Source organism: Bradyrhizobium sp. NAS96.2, assembly GCF_001908235.1.
Classification (GTDB): Bacteria; Pseudomonadota; Alphaproteobacteria; order Rhizobiales; family Xanthobacteraceae; genus Bradyrhizobium.
Map to the genome: position 1 here is coordinate 1 of NZ_LGHK01000097.1, position 10479 is coordinate 10479.

A 10479-nucleotide genomic window follows, 5' to 3' on the forward strand; every position below is an offset into this window, starting at 1 on the left:
GCGCCAGCCTTGCTTTGACCGCCGGCCCGTTCGTCGGCGGCGCGCTGATCACGCTGGTCGGCTGGCGCGCGATCTTCCTGGTCAATCTGCCGATCGGCCTCGCCGGGCTATGGCTCGCCTGGCGTTTTGCCGACGAAACCACCCGCCATCAGCAGCACCGGCTCGATCTGCCGGGGCAAATTGCGGCGATCGCCGCGCTCGGCACGCTGGCCGGCGCGCTGATCGAAGGTGGTGCGCTTGGCTGGGACAGCCCGTTCGTGATCGCAGGCTTCGCGCTGGCCGCCGTCTTCTCCGTGCTGTTCGTCTGGCGCGAGGCGCGCGCGGCGCAGCCGATGCTGCCGCTCTCGCTGTTCAGCCACCGGATGTTCGCGCTGACCTCGATGGTCGGCCTGCTGGTCAACGTCGCGTTCTACGGGCTGATCTTCGTGCTCAGCCTGTACTTCCAGCAGGTCAACGGACTATCCGCGTTCGCAACCGGCCTTGCGTTCGTGCCGATGCTCGGCGCCGTGCTGCCTGCCAATTTGATCGCGCCGCATGTTGCGGAGCGAATCGGCGCGTCATCGGCGATCGCGCTCGGCGCCGCGCTCTCGGCGGCCGGATGCCTGGCGATGCTGTTGATCGGTCCCGGCACGACGTATACCGCGATCTGCCTGCAACTCGTCGCGATCAGCGGCGGCCTTGGCCTCCTGGTGCCGCCCTTGACCTCGACGCTGCTCGGCAGTGCCGAGCCGCAGCATGCCGGGATCGCGGCCGGGGTGCTGAATGCGACCCGGCAGACCGGCAGCGTGCTCGGCGTCGCGCTGTTTGGTTCGATGGTCGGCCGGTCCGCGGCCTTCATGGCCGGCCTGCATGCGGCCCTCGTGATCTCCGCCGGCGTCTTGCTGGCCGCCGCCGCGCTGGTCTGGATCGGCGCCTCATCACAAACGCGGCGGTGAGTGAAGCTTGCTCCTGACGGGCGGCCTCCGACCGGTAGGCTGAGGCTGCGATGAGACGGAATTGAGAGGACTGCGGTTTCCCCGACGGTACTCCGTGCATTCAAGGCTTCTTCACCATGCGTGGAGCCTTGCTGCGGTGCGTTACTGTTCGTACACGAATACGCTTGTTCTTATGGGTCCATAACGGGGGCCTATATGTATCGCGTACTCACCTGCCTCACCTTGGAACATGACTGGCGGTTGGTCGTCCTTGGTGGGGTGATCTGCCTGCTGGCCAGCGCGGTCGCGATCAGCCTGTTTCACCGGGCCCGCGCCGCACAGGGCCGCGCCCGCGAGATCTGGATCGGCCTCGATGCGGCCGTCGGCGGTTGCGGTATCTGGGCCACCCATTTCGTCGCCATGCTGGCGTACGATCCCGGCATCGAGGCCGGATACAACATTCCGATCACGCTGCTGTCGCTGGTGCTCGCGGTTGCGATCCTGGCCGTCGGACTGGCGGTCGCAACGCTTAACGAACGCTGGCCGACGGTCGCCGCCGGTGGCGCCATCGTCGGCATCGGCGTCGCGGCGATGCATTACACCGGCATGCTGGGGCTGGAATTGCCCGCGCGCATCGTCTGGTCACCCGGCATCGTCGTCACCTCGATCGCATTCGGAAGCCTGTTCGGCGCGCTCGCGCTGGTCGTTGCCACGCGCGGCGAACGCCTTGGCGCCACTGCGGCTGCGACCGGTCTTCTGACGGTTGCGATCGTCTCGCATCATTTCACCGGGATGGGCGCGGTGACGCTGGTCCCGGACCCGACCATCGTTCCCGACGGGCTTACGGTCTCGCCGCGCGTGCTCTCGTTCATGACCGCGGTTGCCGCCTTCGCGATCCTCGGGCTGTCGCTGATCGCCTCCATCCTCGATCGCCGTGCCAAGACCGAGCTTCACAAGCAGAAGGTGGTGCTGGACACCGCGCTCGAGAACATGTCGCAGGGCCTCTGCATGTTCGATGCCGACGGCCGCATCATGCTGTTCAACGAGCGCTACAGCGAGATCATGGGGCGCAGTCGGGTGCCGTTGCAGGGGCGCTTGCTGATCGACGTCCTGCAGGACCTGCATTCCATCGGCGAGTGGGACGGCGATCCCGAGGAGTTCTGCAATGCGCTCGTCGCCGAGGCAAAGGCCGGCAACGGCGCGACGCGGATCGTCAGCCGCAACGAGCGCGCGATCCGTGTCGTCGACCAGCCGATGAAGGGCGGCGGCTGGGTCGCGACCTTCGAGGACATCACCGAATGGCAGCAGGCCCAGGAACAGATTTCACACATGGCGCGGCATGACGCGCTGACCAACCTGCCGAACCGCACGCTGTTCCGCGAGCAGCTCGAGAAGGCCTCGCGATTGGCCAAGCGTTCCGACCAGCTCGCGGTGCTGTGCCTCGATCTCGATCATTTCAAGGAGATCAACGACACGCTCGGACATCCGATCGGCGATGCGCTGCTGCGCGAGGTCGCGCGTCGGCTCGGCGAATGCGTGACCGAGCACGACACCGTGGCGCGGCTCGGCGGTGACGAATTCGCCATCGTGCAGTTCTGCAGCAATTGCGAACCGTCCGTGGTGTCGTCGCTGGCGAGTTGCGTGGTCGAGCGGATCGCCGCGCCCTACGAGATCGAAGGCCATCAGCTCGTGATCGGCGTCAGCATCGGCATTTCGCTCGCGCCGGAGGACGGCAAGGATCCCGACGAACTGCTGCAGAAGGCCGATCTCGCACTGTACCGCGCCAAGGCCGACGGCCGCGGCACCTACCGGTTCTTCGAGACCGGGATGGATGCGCGTGCGCAGGCGCGCCGGCTGCTGGAGCGTGACCTGCGGCTCGCCCTCGAACGCGACGAGTTCGAGGTCTATTACCAGCCGATCCGCGATGTCGAGGGCGACCGGGTGGTCGCCTTCGAGGCGCTGGCGCGCTGGAATCATTCGCTGCGGGGGCTGATCGCGCCCAACAATTTCATCCCTGTCGCCGAGGAAACCGGGCTGATCGTTCCGCTCGGCGAGATCGTGCTGCGCAAGGCTTGCGCGGAGGCTGTGCGATGGCCTGCGGACATCGCGGTTGCCGTCAACCTGTCTCCGGTGCAGTTCAAGAATCCGAACCTGGTGTCGTCGGTGAGGGCGGCGCTGGATGCGTCGGGCCTGTCGCCGGATCGGCTCGAGCTCGAGATCACCGAATCGGTGCTGCTGCAGAACAGCGAGGCGACACTCGCGGTGCTGCACGAGCTGCGCGGTTTCGGCGTCCGCATCTCGCTCGACGATTTCGGCACCGGCTATTCCTCGCTGAGCTATCTGCGCAGCTTCCCGTTCGACAAGATCAAGATCGACCGTTCGTTCGTGACGGATCTCGCGACGCGCGAGGACTCGATGGCGATCGTGCGCGCGGTCACCGGTCTCGGCAAGAGCCTCGGCATCGTCACCACGGCGGAGGGCGTCGAGACCGATACCCAGTTCGACCTGCTGCGTCAGGAAGGCTGCACCCAGGCGCAGGGCTATCTGTTCAGCCCGCCACGGCCGGCGGCCGACGTCGCCAAGATGCTGCGCTGGGCGCCGGAACGGTCGGTGGCGTGATCGAACCGGCGTCCGCTTACTGCTGTCGATCACTCGCTGCTATGCAGTCTGTTTCCCATCCATAAGCCAATAGACGATGGCCGTCAGAGCAAAGGTCGATGCGCCCGCAACGGCGAACGCGGCGAGATAGTCGCCACTCGAACTGCGCTGCAGGGCCGCGCCCAAAAGTGCGATCCCGAAGCTGAAACCGATTTGGCGCATAGTGACGCAAATGGCTGATGCGGTCGCCGCACGATCGCTTGGAACCGCCGCCAAGGCGGCAGCAGTGATCTGAGCGTTGATCACCGCACAACCTGACCCGCTGACGAGCAGCGCAATGACCGTCATTGCCAGCGTTCCTGGCCCCCCGTTTGCTCGGGAGATCGCACCGAGTGCCAGGTCAGCCATGCCGATAAGCGCGAGACCACCGCAGAAGAATGACCGTGATGGGATGCGGGTCGTCAAAGCCGCTCCATAGCGGGGCAACACCATCATCGGCAATGTGAGCGCGACCAGGAGCCAGCCCGCCTCAAGCGGATTGAGTCCCAATGGTCCGCGCGCCAATTGCGGCACGTAGACGAGAAGCGACCAGAATCCGATCGATCCCGCTATCGGGACGAGGCACATTGCGATGAACCGTCGCGATCCGAACAGCTTGGGATCGAAGGCGGGGTTGGGGTGTCGGTGTTCCACCCAAACGAACAAGAAGAGCGCAATCCCCGAAGCGGCGAGGCCTGTCAGGAACGTCGCCGACGCGATGCCGCCAAGCACGGGTGCTTCCAGCAACATGAACGCGAGTGCCGCCGACGTTATCGCGAGAAGGCCGGCACCGAGCCAGTCTACCTTGGCGTTCGAGCGCTGCCGGTCGAGGCCATTGCCGATTCTGCATTGCGCCAGAGAAACCAAAACTACGCAAAGCGGCAAGTTGATCCAAAAAATCCAACGCCACCCGATCGTATCAGCCAGGAACGATCCGAGCGGCGGGCCAGCGACCATCGAGGCCCCGACGATGGTGCCCCAAAGCCCAAACGCCCGCGCGCGCCGAGGTCCCTCGTAGGCACCAGCCAGGAGGGCGGACGAGGTGCTGGTGATGCAGGCACCGGCGATACCTTGCAATGCACGGAATGTCAGCAAAACGTCGAGCGTGCTCGCGCACGCGCACAGCAGGGACGCCAGGCCAAACAGCCCTGCACCCCAAGTGAACATCTGAACGCGTCCGTATCTGTCGGCAAGGCTGCCTGCGATTGGCAAACAGAAGATCAAAGCAAGGCTGTAGATGTCGATGGTCCAGGCCGCTCGTGCGGAAGCGGCACCGAGGTCGCGGCCGATGTCGGGTAAAGCAGCCGCTAAAGCCGTCAGGTCGACCTGAAACAGAAAGCCGCTCAAGCACGCTGCAAGCAGCGTCGCCGTTTCCTGGGACATGAGATTGGCGCGATGGCCACCATTGGCAGGCCAACTGGCGCTCGGCGTTTCATCATCGTTCTGCCGAGGTTTGTCGAGCATGGTCGCTTCCGGCCTCCATGGAGCATGGATGGCCGAGCGACGGGCTTTGGTCGAATGATGGTTCCTCAAAAGCCCATGAATCTGTATCATGGCTTGAGGAAATCGAGATGCCACGCCGCTTGCCACCTTTCGCGCCCCTCGTCGCGTTCGACGCTGTCACCCGCCATGGCTCGTTCACCCGCGCCGCGGCCGAGTTGGGCGTCACGCAGAGTGCGGTCAGCCATCAGATTCGAAAACTGGAGGACCACTTCGGGGTAGCCCTGCTGCAGCGGCAGAATCCCGGGATCGGGATAACACCTGCCGGCGCGCGGCTCAGGCAAGAGCTTGCAGCAGCACTCGACGCGCTTGGTGCACTGGACGCCCAGGTGCGGCGGCGCTCGAATCGCGCGACGTTACGTGTCGGGGCAAGCTCGGCGCTAGCCACGTGGTGGCTGGTCCGCCGCCTGCCGGACTTTACGTCGCGACATCCGTCTATCAACGTTGATCTCAAACCATTGGAGACTGGGGAAAGCTCAAAGCGGCCGCTCGACGTGCGAATTGTCTGGAACACCATCGAAGACGCACGGCGGACGTCGACTCAATTGCCGTTGTTTTGGGAGCGGATTTTTCCCGTCTGTGCGCCGCACTTGTTGCCCCGACGGCGTCCCTTGAAGGACCCCGACGGCCTGCTGGCTTTGCCGCTCATTCACAAGGGCGACAATGGGACCGGCGACTGGGGTTGGCCTACCTGGTTCAGACGCCTGGGGTTGCCGAAATCGGGCGCCGCCGCTGGCAGCGTGACACTGGACGACATAGGAATGTGCATGTCGGCTGCGGCCGAGGGAGCCGGCGTGACCCTTGGGCGCTCACTTCTTGTCGCGGATGCGGTTTCTTCTGGACGCCTCGTGTCCGCACTCGCAAATTACCCCATAGTCGAGTGCACGAAAATTCAGGTTGCGCAGTGGCCGGCCCATTTGATCGGCGATCGTAGCGTCGAATTGTTCGTGAATTGGCTCGCTGAGCAAGCCGAGGCGACCGTGAAGAATATGTCGGCTGCGTAGTCTGTCTTGGCACATCGCGTCATTTAGCTGTGCTGCAGAATTTGGCCGCCTTGGTGCATAGCGGACTCTGGTAAGCTGTCCGCCCGGCAGATTTATGGGTTCGCGGGCTAGTTCTTCCTCAGCGCAAAATAGGCGCCGCAAAACGCCATCGCGGCGCCGAGGCACAAAGCGGCGAGGCCGGCGAGCACGGCGGAGATGGTCGACACCGCGCTCGGCGCGGACGCGGCCTGACCGGCCCCGGCCAGCATCAGCACGCCGACGACGATCAGGAACTGCCGCATCCGCTGCGGGATCTGCCCGGCCACCGCGCTGTGCATCAGGTTGGCGGTGAAGTAGCCGCCCGAAAACCCGACGCTCGCGATCAGCCACCAGGCGATCGCCGCACCGGCCGGCATGAACTCGTGGCTGTCGGAGCGCCACAGGCCGCCGAGGTCGAGCCCATAGCGCGCGCCGAGCATGTGCACGGCAAGCGCCAGCAGCACGCCTGAAATCATCGCGCCGCCGAGGATGAGGTAACGCGGAAAATAGGTCGTCTCGGGCATGGCTCGCTTGTAGGATAGGCGGGTTGTTCCGCGCAAGCGCGCGGATGGGCTCGAGCAGGTGGAACGGCGGATTGCCAACAACGTTGCAGGAGCGGCCGGAGGCAGGCGAGGGCGCCGTCGTGCGCTATGCCTACAAGGCCTCGTTGGTCGGCTCGGCGCACCAGTTCGAGCTGACCGGGGACGGGCTGGCGTGGCGGATCGCCGGCCGCTCGGGCGTCTGGGATTACACCGACATCTCCGCCGTGAAGCTGTCCTATCGCCCGGTCTCGATGCAGCAGCAGCGGTTTCGCGCCGACATCGACAATGCCAAGGGCGGGCGGATCGCGATCCTCTCGACCACCTGGCAGACCGCGACGCTGGTCGCGCCGCAGGGGCATCTCTATCGCGACTTCATCGTCGAGCTGCATCGCCGGATGCAGGCGGCCGGCAGCACGGCGAGGCTGGTCGGGGGTCTCGGGTCGAAGACATACACCGCGGCGCTGGCAGTGCTGGCGTGGCTTGCGGTTGCCATGTTCGGATTGCTGGTGATGGCGCTCATGACATCCAACTGGATGGGCGCGCTGTTCCTGCTTGGCTTCGCCGCGCTGTTCACCTGGCAGGTCGGCGGCTTCGTCACCCGTAACCGGCCGCGGCGCTACAGTTTCGACCAGTTGCCCGATGCGTTGTTGCCAAGCCGGATCGCAATCAAGCGCAATGAAACGTGACTTCGTGCGCGCCCTCGCGCGCGGCATCGTCGGCGAGTGGCGACGCGAACGGAACGGGCAGGGGCATGGACGATCGAAGTTTGCGGATGCCGTCCGGCGACGAGATCGCCGCAATCGATGCCCGGCACCTGATCGAGACGCCGCTGAGGCCCGCCGATCTCCTGTTCGTGTTCGGCACCCGCGCCGATGTTGCCGAGCGGGTCGGCATGGCGGTCCGGCTCTGGCGCGACGGCTTTGCGCGCTGGTCGATCGTGAGCGGCGGCATCACGCCGGGCGATGGCCGCTCGGAATGCGAGATCATCAAGGCCGCGATGGTGGCGGGCGGCGTGCCGTCGGAGCGGATCCTCGAGGAGCATCGCGCGCAGAACACCGGCGAGAACGTGGTCTTCTCGCTGCCGGTGATCGACGCGGCGTTGGGGCTCGCCAATATCAGGAGCGTGATCTGCCTCGGCAATAGCTGGACCGCGCGGCGCTATCCCATGACGCTGCAGCGGCACTGGCCGGAGGTCGAGAAGATGCTGGTGACGGTGGATAGCTTTGCGGTCCCGCGTGCGCTTTGGCACACCGTCCCCGAGTTTCGCCGCCGCGTCCTGACCGAGTGGGACAAGATCGAGCCGTATATGGCAAGGGGATTCATCGCCGAGTGGCCGGTTGCCTGAAGGGCGAATCTGTAGGTTCTCGCCGGCCGGACTGTAAGCGGGCTGTAAGCAACACGCTGTAACATTGCCGTCCGATTTGCTTTTAGCTGGAGTGTCAAATGACAATCCGGACCCCGTTTATGGCTCTATACCTCGTGCTCGTGAGCGTCTCCCCGGTTCTTTCGAAGGGCAGCGTAGGCAACAAACACGATCCGCTGGATCATAGTCACGTCGACAACCTGCCCCTCGATGTGCGGCAATATGTTGCCGGAATCTGCAAGGGCACGCCGGTCGCGCAGCACGACTTCGCGACCTACTCGCCGCAAGAAAAGCGCTGGCGGATCAACCTCGAATATCTGCAGTGCGGCGTGATCGGGGAGTATCGCCGAGGCAACCAGTGCCTGGATGTGGACTTCGTCGCCGAAGGCGCGCATTTCCGTCTCGTCAGAAAGACGTATGCTGCCTGCGGTTTCTGATATCTCGGCGCTGCGTTCCGAAGGCCAGTACCTCGACATGAAAGCGGTGTCACTCCGTCGAGTCAAAATCCTCCTCGGTCGCGCTCAGCATTCCCGCCAGTGTCCGCAGGCCGAGGTCGAGTTGCTCCATCGGCGGTGCGGCAAGCGCAAGCCGCACCGCGTTGGGCGCGTGCCCCGGCGTGGCGGCGAAGGTCGTCGACGGCGTCAGCGCGATGTCGCGGCGCGCCGCGGCCGCAACCAGGGTCTGCGAGCGCCAATGCGGCGGCAGGGTCAGCCAGAGGTGATAGGATTTCGGGTTGGTCTGGATCTCGAAATTAGCCAGATGCTTCGCCGCGATCTGCTGGCGGCGGCCGGCGTCGATTCGCTTCAGCCGTGACAGTTCGGCGGCAGTGCCGTCGGCCATCAGGCGCTGCCCCGCGGCGAAGGCGTAGCCCGACGCCGTCCAGCCGCCCGAGCGCACCGCGGCCATGATGCTTTCGCGCAGCCGCGGCGGCGAGACGATGAAGCCGAGCGCGAGGCCGGGCGCGACCTTCTTCGACAGGCTGTCGAGCACGATGCAGCTGTCGGGCGCGAGCGCGGCCAGCGGCACCTCGTCGTCGAGGAATCCATAGACGCCGTCCTCGATGACGACGAGGCCGAGCTTCTCGATCACGCGCAACAGCTCGGCGCGGCGCTCGGCCGGCATCGTGATGCTGAGCGGGTTCTGGATCGTCGGCTGGACGTAGATTGCGGACAGATGCGCCTCGCGGTGCGCCTTCTGCACCGCGTCCGGGCGCACGCCGTGCTCGTCCATCGCGAGCGGCACCAGCGTGATGCCTAGCCGCGCGGCAATGCCCTTCACGAACGGGTAGGTCAGCGCCTCGACGCCGCAGCGACCGCCTGATGGCACGACGGCGGCGAGCGCCGCGGCGATGCATTGCCGGCCGTTGGCGGTGAACACGATCTGGTCGGGATTCGGCGCCCAGCTCTTGCGCGCCAGGAATTCCGAGGAGATCGTCCGCGCCGCCCGCGTGCCGAAACTGGTCGCCGGCCGCAGCGCACCCTCGAGCACCTCGGGCCGCTCCAGCCCTTCGAGGCTCTTGGCGATCATCGTCGCCTGGTGCGGCAGCAGGGGATAGTTGAATTCGAGGTCGATGCGGGCGCCGCGCGGCTCGGTCGGAGCGGCGATGCCACGGCGCGCCTCGCCCGACACGAAGGTGCCGCGGCCGACTTCGCCGACCACCAGCCCGCGCCGCAACAGCTCGGTGTAGACCCGGCTCGCGGTCGAGACGGCGATGTTGCGGTCATAGGCGAAATGGCGCTGCGGCGGCAGGCGGTCGCCGGCCTTCAGCGCGCCGCTGGCGATCTCGGCGGCCACCGCATCCGCCAGCTTCAGATATTCGAATCTCGACATTATTGCACCGAGAGCAATGTTTTACTTGCTCCGAGAAATGTACCGGATCATTTAAGAGGGAACAAGCCCATGATTGCACCGAGGAGCGCGCAAGCAATCCGAGGTCACGACGGCGCAGATGCTGAAACGGCATTTGTATCAACAGCATAGCTTTGCCGTTTGGGCGTCGATGGAGATGAAATGACGACGATATCCTCAGTTGCCGCAGCGCCCGTGCGGTCCAGTATGTTGGGCGGATTGCTCCGATTGCTCCGCGTGTGGGGCGATGCACTCGCGACCTATTGGGTGCGCCGCGAGGCGATCAAGACGCTGCGCCAGCTCGATGACCGGACGCTGCGCGACATCGGCATCTCGCGCTGCCATATCGAGACCGCCGTCACCGGCGATCTCGATATGGAGCTGGTGCGGATTCGTTGACCCTTGCGGGAGCCGGGTGAGGTGGCGTTTGACGACTTCGGAATATTAGAAATATATCCCTGATTTGCCCGGCGTGTCAAGTTGCCGTGTCGAACGTGTCAGTAGCTCGTGATCTGTCGCCTGTTTGTAGCTCGTGAAGTGTCGTGTTTTTGGTGCCCCGGAGCAAAGGGGGCGCGATGGGCACGGCATCCATTCACGAGGGTGTACGACGGATGCGGTTTTCAGATTTGCTGGAACGGACGGAGGCGAGGGAA

Annotated in this window: 10 protein-coding genes; 7 read left to right on the forward strand and 3 right to left on the reverse strand. The window is 65.1% G+C overall.

The features are described 5' to 3' along the window. Both AC628_RS21525 and AC628_RS21530 read left to right on the forward strand, forming a co-directional pair. Nucleotides 1-935: MFS transporter (locus AC628_RS21525; protein WP_143201726.1), on the forward strand; the 935-nt coding region annotated here is incomplete at its 5' end. Nucleotides 936-1130: 195 nt separating this feature from the next. Then, entirely contained in the window at nucleotides 1131-3533 is a 2403-nt protein-coding gene (locus AC628_RS21530; RefSeq protein ID WP_074128755.1) for an EAL domain-containing protein, read from the forward strand. Nucleotides 3534-3572: 39 nt separating this feature from the next. On the opposite strand, the gene AC628_RS21535 is transcribed toward AC628_RS21530, so the two are convergent. Continuing rightward, a complete protein-coding gene (locus AC628_RS21535) occupies nucleotides 3573-5015 on the reverse strand; it encodes an MFS transporter (RefSeq protein WP_168193420.1) in 1443 nt (480 codons plus the stop codon). Nucleotides 5016-5122: 107 nt separating this feature from the next. Here AC628_RS21535 and AC628_RS21540 point away from each other — a divergent pair, with 107 nt between their 5' ends. Further along, nucleotides 5123-6055, forward strand: a complete 933-nt coding sequence (locus AC628_RS21540; RefSeq protein ID WP_074128757.1) for a LysR substrate-binding domain-containing protein — start codon at nucleotides 5123-5125, stop codon at nucleotides 6053-6055. Between the two features lie 107 nt (nucleotides 6056-6162). Here AC628_RS21540 and AC628_RS21545 read toward each other — a convergent pair whose 3' ends face one another. Further along, nucleotides 6163-6597 (reverse strand): hypothetical protein, encoded by a 435-nt coding sequence (locus tag AC628_RS21545; RefSeq protein WP_050424130.1) that lies wholly within the window; start codon nucleotides 6595-6597, stop codon nucleotides 6163-6165. 83 nt (nucleotides 6598-6680) lie between these two features. On the opposite strand from AC628_RS21545, the gene AC628_RS21550 reads away from it, so the two are divergent. The 3 genes from AC628_RS21550 (at nucleotide 6681) to AC628_RS21560 (ending at nucleotide 8415) form a co-directional block, all read left to right on the forward strand. Next, a complete protein-coding gene (locus AC628_RS21550; protein WP_074128758.1) occupies nucleotides 6681-7301 on the forward strand; it encodes a hypothetical protein in 621 nt (206 codons plus the stop codon). 65 nt (nucleotides 7302-7366) lie between these two features. Next, a complete protein-coding gene (locus AC628_RS21555) occupies nucleotides 7367-7960 on the forward strand; it encodes a YdcF family protein (protein WP_074128759.1) in 594 nt (197 codons plus the stop codon). A gap of 98 nt (nucleotides 7961-8058) precedes the next feature. Continuing rightward, nucleotides 8059-8415, forward strand: coding sequence for a hypothetical protein (locus AC628_RS21560; RefSeq protein ID WP_143201728.1), 357 nt, complete (start codon nucleotides 8059-8061; stop codon nucleotides 8413-8415). Nucleotides 8416-8464: 49 nt separating this feature from the next. Here AC628_RS21560 and AC628_RS21565 read toward each other — a convergent pair whose 3' ends face one another. Further along, nucleotides 8465-9808, reverse strand: a complete 1344-nt coding sequence (locus tag AC628_RS21565) for an aminotransferase-like domain-containing protein (RefSeq protein WP_074128761.1) — start codon at nucleotides 9806-9808, stop codon at nucleotides 8465-8467. Between the two features lie 255 nt (nucleotides 9809-10063). On the opposite strand from AC628_RS21565, the gene AC628_RS21570 reads away from it, so the two are divergent. Further along, nucleotides 10064-10225 (forward strand): DUF1127 domain-containing protein, encoded by a 162-nt coding sequence (locus AC628_RS21570; RefSeq protein WP_083633072.1) that lies wholly within the window; start codon nucleotides 10064-10066, stop codon nucleotides 10223-10225. Nucleotides 10226-10479: the final 254 nt, after the last annotated feature.

Bases quoted from the DNA above. Each gene is read 5' to 3' on its own strand.
- AC628_RS21530 (WP_074128755.1), top strand. From the start codon at position 1,131: ATGTATCGCGTACTCACCTGCCTCACCTTGGAACATGACTGGCGGTTG.
- AC628_RS21535 (WP_168193420.1), bottom strand. From the start codon at position 5,015: ATGCTCGACAAACCTCGGCAGAACGATGATGAAACGCCGAGCGCCAGT.
- AC628_RS21540 (WP_074128757.1), top strand. From the start codon at position 5,123: ATGCCACGCCGCTTGCCACCTTTCGCGCCCCTCGTCGCGTTCGACGCT.
- AC628_RS21545 (WP_050424130.1), bottom strand. From the start codon at position 6,597: ATGCCCGAGACGACCTATTTTCCGCGTTACCTCATCCTCGGCGGCGCG.
- AC628_RS21555 (WP_074128759.1), top strand. From the start codon at position 7,367: ATGGACGATCGAAGTTTGCGGATGCCGTCCGGCGACGAGATCGCCGCA.
- AC628_RS21560 (WP_143201728.1), top strand. From the start codon at position 8,059: ATGACAATCCGGACCCCGTTTATGGCTCTATACCTCGTGCTCGTGAGC.
- AC628_RS21565 (WP_074128761.1), bottom strand. From the start codon at position 9,808: ATGTCGAGATTCGAATATCTGAAGCTGGCGGATGCGGTGGCCGCCGAG.